The sequence below is a fragment of the Comamonas resistens genome (assembly GCF_030064165.1).
Classification (GTDB): domain Bacteria; phylum Pseudomonadota; class Gammaproteobacteria; order Burkholderiales; family Burkholderiaceae_C; genus Comamonas; species Comamonas resistens.
Genome location: NZ_CP125947.1, coordinates 3562811 through 3581274 on the forward strand (window position 1 = coordinate 3562811; position 18464 = coordinate 3581274).

An 18464-nucleotide genomic window follows, 5' to 3' on the forward strand; every position below is an offset into this window, starting at 1 on the left:
CTCAAGGAATCGCGGGTGGCGTCGGAACGGCCGTGCTGCCGGTGCGCTGCCCGATGGATACGGTCCAGAGCTTGGCCCAGGTACCGTCGGCCTCCAGCTTCTTCAGGAAGGCATTGATAAAGGCCACACCGTCCGAGCCCTTGGGCAATCCAACGCCGTAGGGGTCCTGCGCACCGAATGGCGCGCCCGCCAGCCGCGCATTGCTGGCGCCAAGGCTCAGGGCGTTGAGCAGCAGCGTGTAATCGGTCACGTAGGCATCCACGCGCCCCTGGCGCAACGCATCGAGGGCTTCCTGGTGCGTCTGGAACTCCTGCACGACAGCCTTGGGAGCGTACTGAGCCAGTATCGCGGGCCCTGTGGAGCCAGCCTGTGTGGCGACCTTCTTGCCAGCCAGATCGTTGTACGACTGGACCATCTTGTTGTTCGCCTTGACCAGCACCCCGGACTGCGACGTGTAGTAGGGGCCGGCGAACGAGATCTTCTCGGCGCGAGCGGGGGTGATGGAGTAGGTGGCGAAGACCATGTCCACCTGATTGTTGATGAGCACCTGCTCGCGCGTGGACGAGGTCACCTGCGTGAACTGATACTTGGCAGCATCACCCAGAATGTAGCGAGTGATGAGCTGGGCCAGACCTGCATCGAAGCCGCGGATCTTGCCGTCCTTCTCGTTGAGCAGCGAGAAAAGATTCGAGGTCTGCACACCGCCGAAGCGTAGCGTTCCGGCCTTCTTGATCTTGCTGGCCCAGGTGCTGGATGCAATGGTCGCCGCATCGGCAACAGGACCCTGCGCAACCAGAGCGTCATAGGCCGCTGCATTGATGGGCGCGCCCTGTGCGAAAAGCGCCCCACCGGTGACGAGTGCCAGTGCAGCCACGGTGGATTTCAGAATGGATTTGATCGACATGCGGTCTTCTTCGATGGTCTGTGACGCGAATCAATATAAAGCAGCTATGGCATGGCGCGAGCCGCTCGCCCGAGCTTGGCACCATTGTGCACACAATACGACCCTTCTGCCGTTCATCGCGGCAGCCACCACGGACCGACTTTGGAGCAGCCCCTCGCCTTGCCTGGCATTCATTCAAGGTCTGACTCGGCCCCGGAACTGGTTGATGCCTTTCGCGAACATTGCGCCGCCAAGTCCGAATATCGGAGATCAGCAGGAACCGGTCGACCGGGCCCAATCAAACATGTGTGCATAAGCCTTGCGCTCAAGTTCTGGCACGGGGCTTGAAGATATGAATGGTTTCGCCGCGCGCGAGCATTGCCACCAGTTGGACGATGCGATTGGCGCGCGTCTCGGCTTTTACGGCGGTCTGGATGCGCCACAGCACCGCGTAGCGGTTGGCCGCATTGAGCGTTGCGAAAAAGGCCTTGGCCTTGGGCTCGGCTTCCAGCGCGGCCAGCAGATCCTCTGGGACCCTGGACGTGCGTGCACCGTCGTAAGCCCGCGCCCAGCGCCCGTCAGCCTTGGCGGCTTCGATCTGCGCCTGGCCCGCCGCCTGCATGCGGCCCGCCTCAATGAGTGCCTCGGCCTTGTCGACATTGGTTTTCGACCAGATGCTGCGCGCGCGCCGCGGCGTGAAGCGCTGGAGAAAATGCTGATCGTCGAGACCTTTTTTCTGGCCATCGATCCAGCCCCAACAAAGTGCGATCTCCACGGCCTCAGGGTAGGTCACACTGGGTTCATCGGAGCCCCGCTTGGCGATCTTGAGCCAGAGACCGTCGGAAGTGGCGTGATGCTTTTTCAGCCAGGCCTCGAAAGCCTTGGCACTTTTGAACAAGGTCGGGACGGAGCCGAGTTGCGCGGCTGATTTGGCGGTAGGCATTGGCTGGAGTGTGCCGCAAAAGCCCTAGCGCAGCACGCTGCATGGAGGCATTGGGTGCCTCGCCGTGGCATGGAAACTGCGGCTAGGTAAGAGTCCACGCAGCAGGCCAGGAAGCGGCCATGGGCTCTAGTCTTGGCCAATTGCAGCTGTTGCTGTTCGATCGAGGCTGTGTGAAAACCCTCTCGTAGCCAACCCATGACCTGAATAAAGTCAATTCATCTCGGTTTCGGGAGATGGCATGCCTCGATTCATTGAAGGTCAAGCGCGGCAGCAAGTGACGCTGATGCCGGAATGTCTGGAGGACTTTATTGCTAAAGACAACCCGGTACGTGTTGTCGATGCCTTTGTCAGCGAACTCAATCTGCAGGCTTTGGGTTTTGACGGTGCAGAGCCTGCCTGTACGGGCAGACCTTCTTACCACCCAGCCGTGCTGCTCAAGATCTACATCTACGGCTATCTCAATCGGCTGCAATCGAGCAGACGGCTTGAACGTGAATGCCAGCGTAACGTTGAACTGATGTGGCTGACTGGGCGCTTGGCTCCTGACTTCAAAACGATTGCAGACTTCCGCCGTGACAACGGCTCAGGCATTCGCAATGTGTGCCGCCGATTCGTACTTCTCTGCCGTGATCTGAAACTGTTCAGCCAGGCGCTGGTGGCCATTGATGGCAGCAAATTCAAAGCCGTCAACACGCGTGACAAGAACTTCACCTTGGGCAAGATCGACAAGCGGCAGCAGCAGATCGAAGAAAGCATCCAACGTTATCTGACGGCTTTGGATACAGCGGACCGCACGCAGCCTGTGGAGCTCGAAGCCAAGACCACAAGGCTCCAAGACAAGATCGCCATGTTGCGCAAGCAAATGCGGGTGCTCGATGCAGTGAAGGAGCAACTCAAAGAGCAGCCCGAGAAGCAACTCTCGATGACAGATCCTGATGCACGGTCCATGGCAACCAGTGGTCGAGGCTCGGGCATGGTGGCCTATAACGTGCAGGTGGCGGTCGATGCCAAACATCACCTGATCGTCACTCATGAGGTCACCAACCAAGGGCATGACAGAGCTGCTCTGGCATCCATGGCTCAAGCAGCTCGCAAGGCAATGGGAAAACGCAAACTGCAAGCTATTGCAGATCGTGGCTATTACAGCGGTGAGCAAATCAAAGCGTGTGAAGATACAAGCATTGCAGCCATTCTTCCCAAGCCCAACACATCGGGTGCCCGAGCTCACGGGCGCTTTGACCGCTCAGACTTCATCTATATCCAAAGCGACGATGAATTCCAATGCCCTGCGGAACAGCGCGCGATCTATCGTTTTACGCGGGAAGAGAACGGCTTACAGATGCGTCGTTACTGGAGCAGTGCGTGTACGCAATGCACGATAAAAGCCCAATGCACACCGAGCGACTACCGCCGCATCAGCCGATGGGAGCACGAAGACGTGCTGGAGCGAGCACAACAGCGCTTGGACCAGATGCCCGACGCCATGATGGTGAGAAGAAGGACAGTCGAGCACGTGTTTGGCACCCTCAAGCATTGGATGGGGTACACGCACTTCCTGACCAGGCGACTGCGCAACGTCAGCACGGAGATGAGCTTGAATGTGCTGGCTTACAACCTCAAGCGAGTGCTTGGAATCCTCGGGTTCGACAAAACGATGACGGCGATGCATCTGGTGGGCGGGTGAGCCCTTTTAAAACCGGGAAATTAGCGACCCAAGGGTTCTGGAATGCAATGAGAAGGCTAAGGGCGCTCTTGGCGTCGAAGGCGCCTCAGTCGTGCTTGCCTGAAATCTGCCAGTTGGATTGTTCAGCCATTAATAGTTTTTGCGTTTCCACACAGCCTCGATCCATTGCGGTCGGTCGCAGTGTGATCGATCAATGCTTGCTTTGCAGGGCGGATTCAACTGGCCAATGCAACACATGCGCTGAACATCTCTGCGGGGGCGTGCGCTCATACCTTGGCGAGGAAGGCCGCCGCATCACCCGCTTCACACTTCCAGTCTGCGAAGACCCCAACCAGATTGCATTCCACACAGTGGCAAGCGATGTAGTACCAGCGCACGTCATGTGTGCCCTCGTACACGGAGACACCGGACATCAGCTCGAACACCTCGTTCTCGCACACACATTCGTGCGCCTCGGGGTTGGCCTCTTCAATGTAGTCCGCGCTGTCGCCCATCAGGTGTTTCTGCCCGCAGTCGGTGCAGGTGCGGATTGCCACGCCGGCTTCTTCATCGGTCTGCAGCGCAAAAGTCCGGCACCCGCAATTGCATTTGGACGAGGCAAACCGGACGGCCTCATGGCGATTCGCAACGCTGTAGTTGCGCAGTTCGGCTTGGGTGTCACCGGACGTCGTTCCGTACCAGAACTCGCCCTTCTTCGTCAGTGCCATTGATGATGCTCCATTCTTCAAGGCGGGCTTCCCGGCAGACCTGACGCCAAGCTTGTCCCGATCATCTGGATTTTGCCTGAAGGCACGGTGAATCGTCGTCAAGCAGCCATTCGCGAATAGCTTGCTCCTGGCCGATTGCAGCCGGTCACAGCAGCAGTCTGGTCGACCGGAATACGTATTCAAGCAATGCGAATGCATCTGCTTACAGCCCGCATCCAGAGTGTTGGCGCTCGGGAATTGATAGCTGTCTTTGATTCCTGAAGCCAGTCGCGGGATACTTCGGGCTTCGCAAACTCAACGAGAACAACAAACATGCAAGGCCACCCCGAAGTCGTCGATTACCTCAAGGACTTGCTGCGCGGCGAGCTGGCAGCGCGCGATCAGTATTTCGCGCACTCGCGCATCTATGAAGACCAAGGTTTTACCAAACTCTTCACGCGCCTGGACCACGAGATGCAGGAAGAGACCCAGCATGCCGACGCGCTGCTGCGCCGCATCCTGATGCTGGGCGGCCGCCCCGACATGCGCCCCAAGGAATTCACGCCCGGCGAGACCGTGCCCGAGATGCTGCGCAAGGATCTGGACACCGAGTATGAAGTGCGCGCCGGTCTGCAACAGGGCATTGCACTATGCGAGCAACATCACGACTATGTGAGCCGCGACATCCTGCTGACCCAGTTGCGCGACACCGAGGAAGACCACGCCTACTGGCTGGAAAAGCAGCTGGGACTGATCCAGATGGTTGGGCTGCAGAACTATCTGCAAAGCCAGGCTTGAGCCCTCAGGCCTCAGAAACACAAAGAAAAAGGCCGTCCATGAGACGGCCTTTTTTGACAGGGACTTCACAGTCAATGCGCCGCAGTCGCAGGCGCAGCCTGCACGCTCATATTGCGCACGATGGCTGCCAGTACCACCCCGTAGGCCGGCACGAACAGCAGCAGGCTCACGGCCAGCTTGATGACGTAATCGACCATCGCGATTTCCACCCAGTTGGCTGCCATGAAGGCGTCGGTGCTGTTCCAGAAGGCGATGGAGAAAAAGGCCGCCGTATCCAGCGCCTGACCAAAAATCGAGGCCGCCGCCGGAGCCAGCCACCATGCGCGGCTCTTCTGGCGAATGCGGTCAAAGACCTGGATATCCAGCAACTGGCCCAGCGCGTAGGCGGCAAAGCTGGCCAAGGCAATGCGGAACACAAAACTGTTGAAGTTCTGCAGCGCATCCCAGCCGTTGAAGTGGCCTTCATGAAAGAGCACGCCCACCACATAGGACACCAGCAGCGCAGGCAGCATGGCACGGGTGATGACGCGCCGCGCCTCCACCTTGCCGATCAGGCGCACGGTCAGGTCGGTGGCCAGAAAGATGAAGGGAAAGCTGAAAGCCCCCCAGGTGCTGTGAAAGCCCAGCAGATTGATGGGCAGTTGCACCAGATAGTTGCTGGCGATGACGATGGCGATGTGAAACGCCACCAGCAGAGAGAGATAAAGCGGCACGCGCGAGGGCGGCGACAGCGGCGCCTGCACGGCATGAGCGGATGTCATGACAGTCCTTTTTAGTCGATGGGGGCGAGGGAACCCATGGTTGCGAAGAATGCGCCGGTGTGGCGCAGCCCCAAATTTTAAGCGGCGCTCTATTATCGCGAGCGCCGTGCAGCAGCTTATCCAGGCATAAGCATGGTGGATATAAGAAAAAGCATAGCTGGGTGCACTGAGCAATCGATGAATTCAGAATCAAACTCCAATCTTTTCATGAATTGACAAGCGCTTCCAGCTATCTTTTTTGAAGACATCAGACTGCCGCCTGCAATGACTGATGCGTGCTGCCGCGTGTGGCGCGCAGGCCCAGCCACTGCAGATCGGCCAGAACGATCACCACCAATGCCTGCGCCGCGACCCAGGCCACACCCCAGCCGCTGAGCATCAGGCCAGAGCCAAAGATCAGCAGCGCACAAGCCAGGGCCCAGCCCAGATTGCCCAGGGCTATCAGGCCAATCAGCGTGCGCGGCACGGGTTGGCGCCGGGCAATCCAGCCTGCAAGCAAGGCATAGAGCAGCAGAAAGACACCGGTACCAGTAAGCAAGGCAAGCGGCAAGCCCGTGAGCGCCGCCAGAGGCCGAGCAGCCAGCAATTGCAGCGCACCGGTGGCCGCGCAGGAAGCTGCATCGGCCCACATCACTCGGGGCAGAAACCGGGAAGAAGCAAGAATGGACATGAAAAACTCCTGTTGCATGTAGAAGATCTGCGACCGACCCTGTGCCGGCTGCTGGGTCCATGATTGCCGGCGGCATGCAGCGCGTCGATAACCTCGCAGGTCATGGCCTCGCGCCCTACCTGCCACTACCATGCAGCTATGAATACCTGCTCTGCGCCCTCTTCGACCGCCGCGGCCACCTCGGCGCCCGGCATGCGCGCGCCATTCGGCGAACATCTGCGTCATTGGCGCCAGCACCGCCGGCTGAGCCAACAGGGCCTGGCGCTGGAGGCCGATATCTCGACCCGCCACCTCAGCTATGTGGAAACCGGCCGCGCCCAGCCAAGCCGCGAGATGGTGCTGCGTCTGGCCGAGCGCCTGTCGGTGCCGCTGCGCGAGCGCAATGCGCTGCTGGTGGCTGCAGGCTTTGCCCCCATGTACCAGGCCCGCCCGCTGGACCATCCCGATCTGGCTGCAGCACGCCAGGCGGTGGACCTAGTGCTCAAGGGCCACGAACCCAACCCGGCCCTGGCCGTGAACCGGCACTGGAATCTGGTGGCTGCCAACACCGTCGTGCCGCTGCTGCTGGACGGTGTGGCGCCATGGCTGCTGGAGCCGCCGGTGAATGTGCTGCGCCTGAGCCTGCACCCCGAAGGCCTGGGCCCACGCCTTGCCAATGCCGCGCACTGGCGTGCCCATCTGCTGCACCGCTTGCAGCAGCAAATCGCCGCCACGGCCGATGGCGAGCTGCAGGCGCTGCATGACGAAATCGCGGCCTATCCGTTCAAGGAAGATGTGCCATCCGCTGCAGCAGCCTCGGCTGCCAGCCTGATCGCCGTGCCCTTTGAGTTGAACACCCGGCTGGGCAAGCTGAGTTTTATCAGCACCATCACCATCTTTGGCACGCCTGTGGATGTCACGCTGCAGGAGCTGGCCGTCGAGTCTTTTTTCCCCGCCAATGCCCAGACCCAGCTGGCCCTGCAGCAGCTGCAGCAGAAGCACCGCTCAGGCTGACAGGCAAAAACAAAAGCCCGCAGGACTTTCATCCTGCGGGCTTTGGAGAGCAAGGCCCTTGCAGGCCTTTCCCTTTTACCTCGAACGCTTACACCTTGGCGGCGACTTCAGCGTACTCGGTGATTTCATTGAAGTTCATGTAGCGATAGACGGATGCCTTGTCGGCATCGATCACGCCCATTTCCTTCAGATACTCTTCCTTGGAAGGCAGATAGCCCAGACGCGAAGCGATGGCTGCCAGTTCGGCCGAGCCCAGATACACATTGGTGTTCTTGCCCAGACGGTTGGGGAAGTTGCGGGTCGAGGTGGAGATCACGGTCGCACCTTCACGCACCTGGGCCTGGTTGCCCATGCACAGCGAGCAGCCGGGCATTTCGGTGCGCGCACCGGCAGTGCCAAAAGCAGCGTAGTGACCTTCCTTGATCAGCTCGGTCTGGTCCATCTTGGTGGGAGGAGCCACCCACAGCTTGACGGGGATGTCGCGCTGGCCGCCCAGCAGCTTGGCTGCGGCGCGGAAGTGACCGATATTGGTCATGCAGGAGCCGATGAAGGCTTCGTCGATCTTGGCACCGGCCACGTCAGACAGGGTCTTGGCGTCATCGGGGTCATTGGGGCAACAGACGATGGGTTCCTTGATATCGGCCAGATCGATTTCGATGATGTGGGCGTACTCGGCGTTCTTGTCGGCTTCCAGCAGATCGGGCTTGGCCAGCCAGGCTTCGACCTTTTCGATACGGCGCTGCAGGGTCTTGGCGTCAGCGTAACCGTCGGCGATCATGTTCTTCATCAGAACGATGTTCGAGGTCAGGTATTCCTTGATGGGCTCGGGATTCAGCTTGATCGTGCAACCGGCGGCAGAGCGCTCTGCAGACGCGTCGGACAGCTCGAACGCCTGCTCGACCTTCAGATTGGGCAGGCCTTCGATTTCCAGGATACGACCCGAGAACTCGTTGATCTTGCCGGCCTTGGCCACGGTCAGCAGACCTTGCTTGATGGCGTACAGGGGAATCGCGTGCACCAGATCGCGCAGGGTCACACCGGGCTGCATTTCGCCCTTGAAGCGCACCAGCACGGATTCGGGCATGTCCAGAGGCATCACGCCAGTCGCGGCACCGAAGGCCACCAGACCGGAGCCTGCAGGGAAGGAGATACCGATGGGGAAGCGGGTATGCGAGTCGCCGCCGGTACCCACGGTGTCGGGCAGCAGCAGGCGGTTCAGCCAGCTGTGGATCACGCCGTCACCAGGACGCAGGGCCACGCCGCCACGGTTGCTGATGAATTCGGGCAGTTCGCGGTGGGTCTTCACGTCCACGGGCTTGGGGTAAGCGGCCGTGTGGCAGAAGGACTGCATCACCATATCGGCCGAGAAGCCCAGACAAGCCAGATCCTTGAGCTCGTCACGGGTCATGGGGCCGGTGGTATCTTGCGAGCCCACGGTAGTCATGCGGGGTTCGCAGTAGGTACCGGGGCGCACGCCCTGGCCTTCAGGCAGACCGCAGGCGCGGCCGACCATCTTCTGGGCCAGCGTGAAGCCGGCGTTGGAAGCGGCAGGAGCCTGGGGCAGGCGGAACACCGTGGATGCGGGCAGACCCAGGGCTTCGCGAGCCTTGGCGGTCAGCGAACGGCCGATGATCAGGTTGATACGGCCACCGGCTTGCACTTCGTCCAGCAGCACGTCGGACTTGAGCTGGAAGTCAGCCACGGTTTCACCGTTCTTGACGATCTTGCCGGCGTAGGGCAGCACGTCGATCACGTCGCCCATTTCCAGCTTGGAAACATCGACTTCAATGGGCAGAGCGCCGGAGTCTTCCTGCGTGTTGAAGAAAATGGGAGCAATCTTGCCGCCCAGGGTCACGCCGCCAAAACGCTTGTTGGGGACAAAGGGAATGTCCTGACCCGTGGCCCAGATCACCGAGTTGGTGGCGGACTTGCGCGAAGAACCGGTACCGACCACATCACCCACGTAGGCAACCAGGTGGCCCTTCTTCTTCAGGTCTTCAATGAACTGCATGGGGCCGCGCTTGCCGTCTTCTTCGGGCTTGAACGCCGCGTCGGGACGCGTGTTCTTCAGCATGGCTAGGTAATGCAGAGGAATGTCGGGGCGGCTCCAGGCATCGGGAGCGGGCGACAGGTCGTCGGTATTGGTTTCGCCAGGCACCTTGAAGACGGTGACGGTGATCTTTTCCTCGACCTTGGGGCGCGAAGTGAACCACTCGGCGTCGGCCCAGCTTTGCATCACTTCCTTGGCCTTGGCGTTGCCGGCCTTGGCTTTGTCGGCCACGTCGTTGAAGAAGTCGAACATCAGCAGCGTCTTCTTCAGCGCGTCGGCAGCCACGCCAGCCACTTCGGCATCATCAAGCAGCTCGATCAGGGGATGCACGTTGTAGCCACCCACCATGGTGCCCAGCAGCTCGGTGGCCTTGGCCTTGGAGATGAGAGCCACCTTGACGTCACCGTGAGCCACGGCAGCCAGGAGGGAAGCCTTGACCTTAGCGGCATCGTCCACTCCGGGCGGCACGCGATGGGTCAGCAGGTCGAGCAGGAAGGCTTCCTCGCCAGCAGGCGGGTTCTTGATCAGCTCGATCAGCTCAGCGACCTGCTTGGCATCCAGGGGCAGCGGGGGGATGCCCAGTGCGGCGCGTTCTGCCACATGGTCACGGTAGGCTTTCAACATGGGTTCTCTCCAATGGTTTTTGAAAAAGGCTGCGCGTTGATGCGCGATTCACAGGGCTGTCTCCGTGTGCGCGGCGACAGCCCTCAGCCTCGCTGGATTACTTGTTGTCCAGCAGGCTAGGAGGTGGGTTCTTGCGAATGGCCTCGGCCACTTGCTGTTGCTCGGGAGCCATGCACTCGTCGGCCAGACGCTGACCGGCCTTCTGGTTCATCAGCATGGACTTGTTGGCGATCTGCAGCCACACGGCACCAGCGGCCTTGTCTTCCAGGCGCACGGTGCCGGTCGAGGTCTTCACGGGCGACATGTGGTACTTGAAGCCACGGCCGTCCACGATGAAATAGCCAGGGTTGGCCGCGTCGGCGGTCACGTTCACATAGGCGCCCAGTTCGCAGGGGATGCGGCCCTTGAACACGCGTTCGGACACGGCCAGGTCTTCTGCGCTCAGCGCGGCAGAAGCGGGGCCGGCCGCCACGGCTGCAGCACCGGCACCAGCCGCCGCAGCGGTAGCAGCCTTGGTGCCCTTCTTGGCGGGAGCCTTCTTGGCTACAGCCTTCTTCGTAGCTGTGGCTTTAGCCTTGGGTGTGGTCTGTGCCACAGCGGATTGACCAACGGCCAGCAGCGGAGCTGCAATCATCAAGGTAGCGATAAGGGTCTTCATAGGAATTGGCTCCTGCAGACTTGTTTGAGTTCAATGGGTTGGGTCCGGGACAAACCAGGGTTGAACTTCAACCGGCAAGACCTGCCCCGTCTGATGAGCGCGCTCAAGCAACTGCCAGAAATAGCGATAGCTGGCGCGATCGTGTAGTACACCACCAAAACTGATGGGGGCCCAATTCTGCACCGCCGCAGAGGTAAGAATTTGTGCCGACTGTCGAACCTCGTCTTCTGCGGGGGCGAAGGCTCTCAAAATGGGTCGAATCTGGTCAGGATGGATACTCCACATGCGTGTGTAGCCAAGCTCCCGTGAGGCTTTTTGCGCGCAAGCCTCCAAAGCGGCAGGATTCTTGAATTCGGTGACCACGCAGTGCGATGGCACCTTTCCGTGGGCATGACAGGCCGCGGCAATCTCCAGCTTGGCGCGCACCACCAGCGGATGCTCGAACTGGCCCTGAGCCGTCATGGCCGACGCGGGAATCGCACCGCCGTGGGCCGAGACAAAGTCCATCAGCCCAAAAGAGATGCTCTGCACCGCAGGGTGGGCCGCAATCTCGAATGCCTGGTGCACGGCCGCTGGTGACTCTATCAAAACATGTAGCGGGATGCGCTTGCCTGTAGCGCGTTGCAAGGCTTTTTCGGCATGAATCACATCATCAACCGACTCCACCTTGGGAATCATGATGTGGCAGAGCTTGCCTGCCGCGCCGCCGGCAATGATGTCCATATCCGCCTGGAAATGCGCATGATCCACGGCATGCACCCGGGCTGCGACTCGTGCACCCTCGGCTGCGCCATTGGCCAGCTCGGTCACCAGCTTGGCGTGCGCTGCTTCCTCTCCGACCGGGGCTCCATCCTCGCAATCGAGCGTGACGTCGAATACGCAGGTGCCGAATTCGGCCATCATCTCAGCCTGCAACTGCAGGCTTTTGCGCATGCGCACTTCCACACCGCTGTAGTGATCGCAGACAGGCAGGCGCTGAAAGCCACCCTGAGCGTCGAGCAGCACCGAGGCAGGATGAACCAGTTTTTGCGTCATGACTTGCGCTGCGCCACCATGAAAAGTCGGGGAAAAGCCAGCAGACGCTTGCCGTCGGCCCGCTCGGGATAGGCCGCATCAATGCGGCGCTCATATTCAGCCAGAAAATCGGCTTGCAGCGGGGCAGGCAGGCCTTCCACAAAAGGCTTGAGGCCTGTGCCGCGTAGCCACTGCACAATGGCTGCCGCCGACTCCATAGGGTGCTGGTAGATGGTGTGCCACACATCCACGCTGGCCACATCACGCACGGGCGCGGCCAGCAGATCGTAATAAGCCCCTATGGGCAGGATATCGGTACGCACCTTGCTCGCATCGCCAATATGCGCCACAAACCGGGGCAGCTGCGCGACTTCGCGCATGTTTCGGTGCGAGGGTTCCTGACGGTTGTCAGGCATCTGCACGGCCAGCACGCCACCGGGCGCCAGCAGTGAAAACAGACGGGGAATCAGGGCCTCATGCTCGCCCGCCCACTGGATGGAAGCGTTGGCATAAATCAAATCAGGTGCTGGCTCACCTTCTGCAGGTGCCCAGGAGGCAATATCTCCAGCCTCGAACTTGGCCTGCGGCAACTGCTTGCGTGCAGTCTCCAGCATGGCTTCGGAGTTGTCGATGCCGAGAACATCGGCATCAGGAAAACGCTCCACCAGCAACTCGGTGGAGTTACCCGGCCCGCAGCCCAGGTCCACGATGTGGAGACGGCGGGCCGGCTGCAAGGCTGGCACCCGCGCCAGCAGCTCTGCGGCCGGGCGCGTGCGCTCATTGGCAAAGCGCAGATACAGCGCGGGGTTCCAGTCTTGCATGGGCGCTAATTACAGCAGGTGCTTGACGCCGTCTTGCTCGCCTTGCAGCTCAGCCAGAGTCTTGTTGATGCATTCTTGCGAGAAGGCATCGATTTCCAGACCTTCGACGATCTTGTATTCGCCGTCGGCCGTGGTGGTCACGGGGAAGCCGAACACGATGCCGGCGGGGATGCCGTACTCGCCGTTGGAAGGCACGCCCATGGTGACCCATTCGCCGTTGGAGCCCAGAGCCCAGTCACGCATGTGGTCAATGGCAGCGTTGGCAGCCGAGGCAGCCGACGACAGGCCGCGAGCAGCGATGATGGCGGCGCCGCGCTTGCCCACGGTGGGCAGGAAGACGTTGGCGTTCCATTCCTGGTCGTTGATGGCTTCCTTCACAGACTTGCCGTCCACGGTGGCGAAGCGGTAGTCAGCGTACATGGTGGGCGAGTGGTTGCCCCAGACGGTCAGCTTCTTGATGTCGCCAACCTTGAAGCCGCCCTTGGCAGCCAGCTGGGAAGCAGCGCGGTTGTGGTCCAGGCGCAGCATGGCGGTGAAGTTCTTGGCCGGCAGATCGGGAGCCGACTTCATGGCGATGTAAGCGTTGGTGTTGGCGGGGTTGCCGACCACCAGAACCTTGACATTGCGCGAAGCCACGGCGTTCAGAGCCTTGCCCTGAGCGGTGAAGATCTGGGCGTTGGCAGCCAGCAGGTCGGCACGTTCCATGCCGGGGCCGCGAGGACGGGCACCGACCAGCAGGGCGTAGTCGGTATCCTTGAAGGCGGTCATGGGGTCGGCGTGGGCTTCGATGCCGGCCAGCAGAGGGAAGGCGCAGTCTTCCAGCTCCATGATCACGCCCTTCAGAGCGTTTTGAGCCTTCTCGTCGGGAATCTCGAGCAGTTGCAGAATAACGGGTTGATCCTTACCCAGCATTTCGCCAGAGGCGATGCGAAACAACAGGGCGTAACCGATTTGGCCAGCTGCGCCGGTAACGGCGACACGGACGGGCTTCTTGCTCATGGTGAAACTCCAATATTGGAAAAAAGTGGATGTCAGGGGTGCCAGGTTGCACCAGCGTAATCACCAGTTACCCAAGCTCCGCAAACATGCGGCAAGTGTACTGCTGAAATCAAAGCCCGGTCAATTTGTCTTATGTCTTATATAAGATATGATCCACACTGGGCTACACACACCGAAGCAGCCCGTTTTACGCATTGCATCGCGGAGACGAATCGCTCAAACAACTATGCCAACGCTTCACAACACAGCTCCAGACACCTTAACCAACAATACTGGTGGTGCTGGCGTCTCCACTCCGGCCTTCAGCCCCCTGTATCAGCAGATCAAGGGGCTGATCCTGCAAAGCCTGGAAGCTGGCGAGTGGCGCCCCGGAGAGCTGATCCCCAGTGAAATGGAGCTGGCGGCCCGCTTCAAGGTCAGTCAGGGCACGGTGCGCAAGGCTATCGACGAGCTGGCGGCCGAAAATCTCGTGATGCGACGCCAGGGCAAAGGCACGTTTGTGGCCACTCACGCAGCCCAGCAGGTTCAGTACCGTTTCCTGAAATTGCACCCCGATGCCGGCGACTTGCAGCGCGAAGGCCGCGCCGAGCGCCATATTCTTGAATGCCGCCGCCTGCGCGCCCCAGCCGAAGTCGCGCGCGCCCTGGCGCTGCGCACCGGCGATGCGGTCATGCATGTACGCCGCATTCTGTCCTTTGCCGGCATTCCCACCATTCTGGAAGACATCTGGCTGCCCGGCCACGCCTTCAAAGGCCTGACTGCAGAGCAGATGTCCAGCTACCAAGGCCCCACTTATGCCATGTTCGAGCTCGACTACGGCGTGCGCATGGTACGGGCCGACGAAAAGATTCGCGCCGTTCTCCCGGACGCGGAGCAGGCCCAGGTGTTGAACATCCCCAGCACCACGCCGCTGCTCAGCGTGGAGCGCACGGCATTCACCTACAACGATGTTCCCATGGAGTTACGCCGCGGCCTGTACCGCACCGACACCCACCATTACCGCAATGCATTGAACTGAATCCCCCCGCAAAAGCGTTGATTGCGTCATATCCCAATCATCTGCTATTCAAATTCGGCTAACGGATTCTGCTGCATTGCAATAGAATTTTGTGTCGCTTCGCACTAGCGATTACAACGCAGTTACATCCACGAAAGTACCCTGCCATGACAGAGCAAAAAGCCAAACAGCGGCCAGAGTTCCGCAATATCAACTTCTTCTCGGACCTTCCGACCTATCGCCTGCCCCTGGCAGGCATCATATCGATTCTGCACCGTGTCAGCGGTTTGCTGATGGCGATCCTGCTGCCGTTCATCATCTGGATGTTCGACAAGTCGATCTCGTCGGAAATCTCGTTTGACTCCTTTACCTCGGTGTTTGCGGGTCCGTTCGGCTGGTGTGCCAAGCTCGTCTGCCTGGCTCTGATCTGGGCCTATCTGCACCACTTCTGCGCAGGTGTTCGCCATCTGGTGATGGACGTGAACCACCACGCCGTGAACAAGCAGACCGGCAAGTCCACTGCCGCAACCGTGCTGGTCATCAGCGTTGCCCTGACCGTGGTGCTTGGCGCCAAGCTGTTTGGTCTGTACTGATCAGCGCCCAGTCAATAACACCTCACGATAAGGAAACAACCATGTCCGTGAATTACGGCTCCAAGCGCACTGTTGTCGGTGCGCACTATGGCACTCGCGACTTTCTGGCCCAACGCTCCACTGCCGTCCTGATGGCTCTGTACACCGTTGTGCTGCTGGTGCGCTTTCTGACAGTCGGCGGCCCCGTGGGCTACGAGCAATGGGCAGGCATCTTCGCCCCCCAATGGATGAAATTTCTGACCCTGGCCCTGTTCGTGGCTCTGGGCTGGCATGCCTGGATCGGCGTGCGCGATATCTGGATGGACTATGTCAAGCCCGTGGGCCTGCGTCTGTCGCTGCAAGTCATCACCATTGCCTGGCTGGTCGGTTGCATCGGCTGGGGCATCCAGGTTCTGTGGCGTCTCTGATCGAGACACGGTCTCCACGATTGAAGGTTAAGAATGAGCTATACCAAAGCAAATATCACCAAGCGCAAGTTTGACGTCGTGATCGTCGGTGCCGGCGGCTCCGGCCTGCGCGCTGCGCTGGAACTGTCGCGTGCCGGTCTGTCCGTCGCCTCGCTGTCCAAGGTCTTCCCCACTCGCTCGCATACCGTGGCCGCCCAAGGTGGCGTGTCCGCTTCGCTGGGCAATATGTCGGACGACAACTGGCACTACCACTTCTACGACACCATCAAGGGCTCCGACTGGCTGGGCGACCAGGACGCCATCGAGTTCATGTGCCGTGAAGCACCGAACGTCGTGATCGAGCTCGAGCACTTCGGCATGCCTTTCGACCGCAATGCCGACGGTACCATCTACCAGCGTCCTTTCGGCGGTCACACTGCCAATTACGGCGAAAAGCCCGTGCAGCGCGCCTGCGCCGCAGCCGACCGTACCGGCCACGCCATGCTGCACACGCTGTACCAGCAGAACGTCAAGTCCAAGACCAACTTCTTCGTGGAATGGATGGCGCTGGACCTGATCCGCAACACCCAGGGCGACGTGGTCGGCGTGACCGCCATCGAACTGGAAACCGGCGACCTGTATGAGCTGCACGCCAAGGCCGTGCTGCTGGCCACCGGTGGTGCCGGTCGTATCTTCCAGGCATCGACCAATGCCTTCATCAACACCGGTGACGGCCTGGGCATGGCCGCACGCGCCGGCATCCCGCTGCAGGACATGGAGTTCTGGCAGTTCCACCCCACCGGCGTGGCCGGCGCGGGCGTGCTACTGACCGAAGGCTGCCGCGGCGAAGGCGCTATTCTTTTGAATAGCGAAGGCGAACGCTTCATGGAGCGCTACGCCCCCACGCTGAAGGATCTGGCACCGCGCGACTTCGTGTCCCGTTCGATGGACCAGGAAATCAAGGAAGGTCGCGGCTGTGGCCCCAACAAGGACTACATCCTGATGAAGCTGGACCACCTGGGCGCCGACACCATCCGCAAGCGCCTGCCTTCGGTGGAAGAAATCGGCCACAACTTCGCCAACGTGGACATCACCAAGGAACCCATCCCCGTGGTTCCCACCATCCACTACCAGATGGGTGGCATCCCCACCAACATCAACGGCCAGGTCGTGACCTGGGACGGCGAGAAGAACAATGTGGTCAACGGCCTCTACGCCGTGGGCGAATGCTCGTGCGTGTCGGTGCACGGCGCCAACCGCCTGGGCACGAACTCGCTGCTGGACCTGCTGGTCTTCGGCAAGTCCGCCGGCAAGCACATCGTTGAATTCGTCAACGGCTTCGGCACTCACCACGAAGTGCCTGCCGACGGTGCCGAACGCACCCTGACGCGCCTCAACCAGCTGCAAGACTCCAAGGACGGCACTTACGCGCAGGACCTCGCTGGCGAAATCCGTCAATCCATGCAGACGCATGCAGGCGTGTTCCGTACGCAAAAGTCCATGGACGAGGGCGTGACCAAGATCAATGCCATCCGCGACAAGGTCGGCTCCGTGACCCTCAAGGACAAGTCCATGGTGTGGAATACCGCACGTATGGAAGCGCTGGAAGTGGACAACCTGATCGAAGTGGCTCAAGCCACCATGACCTCGGCCGCTGCCCGTCACGAATGCCGTGGTGCACACACCGTGTACGACTACGAGCACCCTGCCGATCACGCCGAATTCCCCCTGGGCCGCAACGACAAGGAATGGCTCAAGCACACCCTGTGGGACAGCGCCACCAACAGCCTGTCTTACAAGCCTGTGAACCTCAAGCCCCTGACCGTTGACAGCGTGCCTCCCAAGGTCCGCACGTTCTAATCCAGCAGCCCACGAGAGAAGATCAAAATGAAGCGCACATTCAAAATCTACCGCTACGATCCGGACAAAGACGCCAAGCCCTACATGCAAACCGTGCAAGTGGAGCTGGACGGTCATGAGCGCATGCTGCTGGACGCCCTGGTCAAGCTCAAGGCCATGGACCCCTCCATCGCCTTCCGCCGTTCCTGCCGCGAAGGTGTTTGCGGCTCCGACGCCATGAACATCAACGGCAAGAACGGCCTGGCCTGCCTGACGAACATGAACACCCTCAAGGGCGACATCGTCTTGAAGCCCCTGCCCGGCCTGCCCGTGATCCGCGACCTGATCGTGGACATGACGCAGTTCTTCAAGCAGTACCACTCGATCAAGCCCTACCTGCAAAGCGACATCTATGCATCGCCCAGCAAGGAGCGTCTGCAGTCGCCCGAGGAGCGCGAAGAGCTCAACGGCCTGTACGAGTGCATTCTGTGCGCCAGCTGCTCCACCAGCTGCCCCTCGTTCTGGTGGAACCCCGACAAGTTCGTGGGCCCGGCCGGTCTGCTGCAGGCTTACCGCTTCATCGCGGACAGCCGCGACACCGCCACGGGCGAGCGCCTTGACAACCTGGAAGATCCGTACCGTCTCTTCCGCTGCCACACCATCATGAACTGCGTGGACGTGTGCCCCAAGCACCTGAACCCCACCGCAGCCATTGGCAAGATCAAGGAGCTGATGGTTCGTCGAACCGTCTGATGCTGATGACGAATACTCTGCTCGAAGAACGTGAGCGCGACCTGCTGAGGTGGCGCAGCCGCCGTGGCCTGGTTGAGAACGATCTGTTCATCGAGCAGTTCTTCGCCACCTACGGAAGCCAGCTCACGCGGAGACACGCGACTGGCCTGTCTGCCTTGATGGATCTGGCAGACAACGACCTGATGGATCTTTTCTTGCGTCGCAAGGAACCAGAAGGACAACTCGATACCCAAGAAGTCAGGGAAGTGCTGGAGATGGTGCGCAAGCGCCAGCCCGGTAACTGTCCCCAGTAGGCTAGGCAAACTAGAGAAG

19 protein-coding genes are annotated in these 18464 nt (G+C 60.4%); 9 read left to right on the top strand and 10 right to left on the bottom strand.

Annotation, left to right across the window (positions count from 1 at the left end):
• Position 1 precedes the first annotated feature (1 nt).
• Together QMY55_RS16550 and QMY55_RS16555 are read right to left on the bottom strand one after the other, a co-directional pair.
• Positions 2-904, bottom strand: coding sequence for a glutamate ABC transporter substrate-binding protein (locus QMY55_RS16550; RefSeq protein WP_283485255.1), 903 nt, complete (start codon positions 902-904; stop codon positions 2-4).
• A 304-nt stretch (positions 905-1208) separates the two neighbouring features.
• Positions 1209-1826 (bottom strand): YdeI/OmpD-associated family protein, encoded by a 618-nt coding sequence (locus tag QMY55_RS16555; protein WP_283485256.1) that lies wholly within the window; start codon positions 1824-1826, stop codon positions 1209-1211.
• Positions 1827-2064: 238 nt separating this feature from the next.
• On the opposite strand from QMY55_RS16555, the gene QMY55_RS16560 reads away from it, so the two are divergent.
• Positions 2065-3510 (top strand): IS1182 family transposase, encoded by a 1446-nt coding sequence (locus QMY55_RS16560; protein ID WP_283485257.1) that lies wholly within the window; start codon positions 2065-2067, stop codon positions 3508-3510.
• 266 nt (positions 3511-3776) lie between these two features.
• Here the strand turns inward: QMY55_RS16560 and QMY55_RS16565 are convergent, their stop codons facing one another.
• Complete coding sequence (locus tag QMY55_RS16565; protein WP_283485258.1) at positions 3777-4217, bottom strand: hypothetical protein; 441 nt, start codon at positions 4215-4217, stop codon at positions 3777-3779.
• Positions 4218-4529: 312 nt separating this feature from the next.
• Between QMY55_RS16565 and bfr the strand changes: the two genes are divergently transcribed.
• Positions 4530-4994, top strand: coding sequence for a bacterioferritin (gene bfr / locus QMY55_RS16570; RefSeq protein WP_283485259.1), 465 nt, complete (start codon positions 4530-4532; stop codon positions 4992-4994).
• Positions 4995-5065: 71 nt separating this feature from the next.
• Here bfr and QMY55_RS16575 read toward each other — a convergent pair whose 3' ends face one another.
• Both QMY55_RS16575 and QMY55_RS16580 read right to left on the bottom strand, forming a co-directional pair.
• Complete coding sequence (locus QMY55_RS16575; RefSeq protein WP_283485260.1) at positions 5066-5755, bottom strand: 7-cyano-7-deazaguanine/7-aminomethyl-7-deazaguanine transporter; 690 nt, start codon at positions 5753-5755, stop codon at positions 5066-5068.
• 247 nt (positions 5756-6002) lie between these two features.
• Positions 6003-6425, bottom strand: coding sequence for a hypothetical protein (locus QMY55_RS16580; protein ID WP_283485261.1), 423 nt, complete (start codon positions 6423-6425; stop codon positions 6003-6005).
• Positions 6426-6563: 138 nt separating this feature from the next.
• Between QMY55_RS16580 and QMY55_RS16585 the strand changes: the two genes are divergently transcribed.
• Positions 6564-7418 carry a helix-turn-helix domain-containing protein gene (locus QMY55_RS16585; RefSeq protein ID WP_283485262.1) on the top strand — a complete coding sequence of 285 codons (855 nt, stop codon included), beginning with the start codon at positions 6564-6566 and terminating at the stop codon, positions 7416-7418.
• Between the two features lie 88 nt (positions 7419-7506).
• Here QMY55_RS16585 and acnB read toward each other — a convergent pair whose 3' ends face one another.
• The 5 genes from acnB to QMY55_RS16610 all read right to left on the bottom strand — a co-directional run bounded on the left by acnB (position 7507) and on the right by QMY55_RS16610 (position 13584).
• Positions 7507-10092, bottom strand: coding sequence for a bifunctional aconitate hydratase 2/2-methylisocitrate dehydratase (gene acnB, locus QMY55_RS16590; protein ID WP_283485263.1), 2586 nt, complete (start codon positions 10090-10092; stop codon positions 7507-7509).
• Positions 10093-10189: 97 nt separating this feature from the next.
• Entirely contained in the window at positions 10190-10750 is a 561-nt protein-coding gene (locus QMY55_RS16595) for a hypothetical protein (protein ID WP_283485264.1), read from the bottom strand.
• A 30-nt stretch (positions 10751-10780) separates the two neighbouring features.
• On the bottom strand, positions 10781-11785 hold the full coding sequence (locus QMY55_RS16600; protein ID WP_283485265.1) for an HpcH/HpaI aldolase/citrate lyase family protein: 1005 nt from the start codon (positions 11783-11785) through the stop codon (positions 10781-10783).
• Entirely contained in the window at positions 11782-12585 is an 804-nt protein-coding gene (tam, locus tag QMY55_RS16605) for a trans-aconitate 2-methyltransferase (RefSeq protein WP_283485266.1), read from the bottom strand. The genes QMY55_RS16600 and tam overlap by 4 nt, the downstream gene beginning before the upstream one ends.
• A 9-nt stretch (positions 12586-12594) precedes the next feature.
• Entirely contained in the window at positions 12595-13584 is a 990-nt protein-coding gene (locus tag QMY55_RS16610; protein ID WP_003063568.1) for a malate dehydrogenase, read from the bottom strand.
• A gap of 226 nt (positions 13585-13810) precedes the next feature.
• Here QMY55_RS16610 and QMY55_RS16615 point away from each other — a divergent pair, with 226 nt between their 5' ends.
• The 6 genes from QMY55_RS16615 to QMY55_RS16640 all read left to right on the top strand — a co-directional run bounded on the left by QMY55_RS16615 (position 13811) and on the right by QMY55_RS16640 (position 18445).
• A complete protein-coding gene (locus QMY55_RS16615) occupies positions 13811-14602 on the top strand; it encodes a GntR family transcriptional regulator (protein ID WP_283485267.1) in 792 nt (263 codons plus the stop codon).
• Positions 14603-14748: 146 nt separating this feature from the next.
• Positions 14749-15174: a succinate dehydrogenase, cytochrome b556 subunit gene (gene sdhC / locus QMY55_RS16620; protein ID WP_283485268.1), complete on the top strand. Its 426-nt coding sequence runs from the start codon at positions 14749-14751 to the stop codon at positions 15172-15174.
• A 41-nt stretch (positions 15175-15215) separates the two neighbouring features.
• The gene (gene sdhD, locus QMY55_RS16625) at positions 15216-15581 is read left to right on the top strand and encodes a succinate dehydrogenase, hydrophobic membrane anchor protein (protein ID WP_283485269.1); all 366 of its coding nucleotides are present in this window, start codon (positions 15216-15218) and stop codon (positions 15579-15581) included.
• A gap of 33 nt (positions 15582-15614) precedes the next feature.
• Positions 15615-17420 (top strand): succinate dehydrogenase flavoprotein subunit, encoded by a 1806-nt coding sequence (gene sdhA, locus QMY55_RS16630; RefSeq protein ID WP_283485270.1) that lies wholly within the window; start codon positions 15615-15617, stop codon positions 17418-17420.
• A 27-nt stretch (positions 17421-17447) separates the two neighbouring features.
• Positions 17448-18152, top strand: coding sequence for a succinate dehydrogenase iron-sulfur subunit (locus QMY55_RS16635; protein WP_158386142.1), 705 nt, complete (start codon positions 17448-17450; stop codon positions 18150-18152).
• Positions 18152-18445, top strand: coding sequence for an FAD assembly factor SdhE (locus QMY55_RS16640; protein WP_158390658.1), 294 nt, complete (start codon positions 18152-18154; stop codon positions 18443-18445). Before QMY55_RS16635 ends, QMY55_RS16640 begins: the two co-directional genes overlap by 1 nt.
• Positions 18446-18464: the final 19 nt, after the last annotated feature.

Coding starts and splice junctions, on each gene's coding strand:
- QMY55_RS16550 (WP_283485255.1), bottom strand. CDS start 904: ATGTCGATCAAATCCATTCTGAAATCCACCGTGGCTGCACTGGCACTC.
- QMY55_RS16585 (WP_283485262.1), top strand. CDS start 6,564: ATGAATACCTGCTCTGCGCCCTCTTCGACCGCCGCGGCCACCTCGGCG.
- sdhC (WP_283485268.1), top strand. CDS start 14,749: ATGACAGAGCAAAAAGCCAAACAGCGGCCAGAGTTCCGCAATATCAAC.
- QMY55_RS16600 (WP_283485265.1), bottom strand. CDS start 11,785: ATGACGCAAAAACTGGTTCATCCTGCCTCGGTGCTGCTCGACGCTCAG.
- QMY55_RS16555 (WP_283485256.1), bottom strand. CDS start 1,826: ATGCCTACCGCCAAATCAGCCGCGCAACTCGGCTCCGTCCCGACCTTG.
- QMY55_RS16640 (WP_158390658.1), top strand. CDS start 18,152: ATGCTGATGACGAATACTCTGCTCGAAGAACGTGAGCGCGACCTGCTG.
- bfr (WP_283485259.1), top strand. CDS start 4,530: ATGCAAGGCCACCCCGAAGTCGTCGATTACCTCAAGGACTTGCTGCGC.
- QMY55_RS16565 (WP_283485258.1), bottom strand. CDS start 4,217: ATGGCACTGACGAAGAAGGGCGAGTTCTGGTACGGAACGACGTCCGGT.
- sdhD (WP_283485269.1), top strand. CDS start 15,216: ATGTCCGTGAATTACGGCTCCAAGCGCACTGTTGTCGGTGCGCACTAT.
- QMY55_RS16560 (WP_283485257.1), top strand. CDS start 2,065: ATGCCTCGATTCATTGAAGGTCAAGCGCGGCAGCAAGTGACGCTGATG.
- acnB (WP_283485263.1), bottom strand. CDS start 10,092: ATGTTGAAAGCCTACCGTGACCATGTGGCAGAACGCGCCGCACTGGGC.
- QMY55_RS16575 (WP_283485260.1), bottom strand. CDS start 5,755: ATGACATCCGCTCATGCCGTGCAGGCGCCGCTGTCGCCGCCCTCGCGC.
- QMY55_RS16615 (WP_283485267.1), top strand. CDS start 13,811: ATGCCAACGCTTCACAACACAGCTCCAGACACCTTAACCAACAATACT.
- QMY55_RS16610 (WP_003063568.1), bottom strand. CDS start 13,584: ATGAGCAAGAAGCCCGTCCGTGTCGCCGTTACCGGCGCAGCTGGCCAA.
- QMY55_RS16595 (WP_283485264.1), bottom strand. CDS start 10,750: ATGAAGACCCTTATCGCTACCTTGATGATTGCAGCTCCGCTGCTGGCC.
- sdhA (WP_283485270.1), top strand. CDS start 15,615: ATGAGCTATACCAAAGCAAATATCACCAAGCGCAAGTTTGACGTCGTG.
- QMY55_RS16635 (WP_158386142.1), top strand. CDS start 17,448: ATGAAGCGCACATTCAAAATCTACCGCTACGATCCGGACAAAGACGCC.
- QMY55_RS16580 (WP_283485261.1), bottom strand. CDS start 6,425: ATGTCCATTCTTGCTTCTTCCCGGTTTCTGCCCCGAGTGATGTGGGCC.
- tam (WP_283485266.1), bottom strand. CDS start 12,585: ATGCAAGACTGGAACCCCGCGCTGTATCTGCGCTTTGCCAATGAGCGC.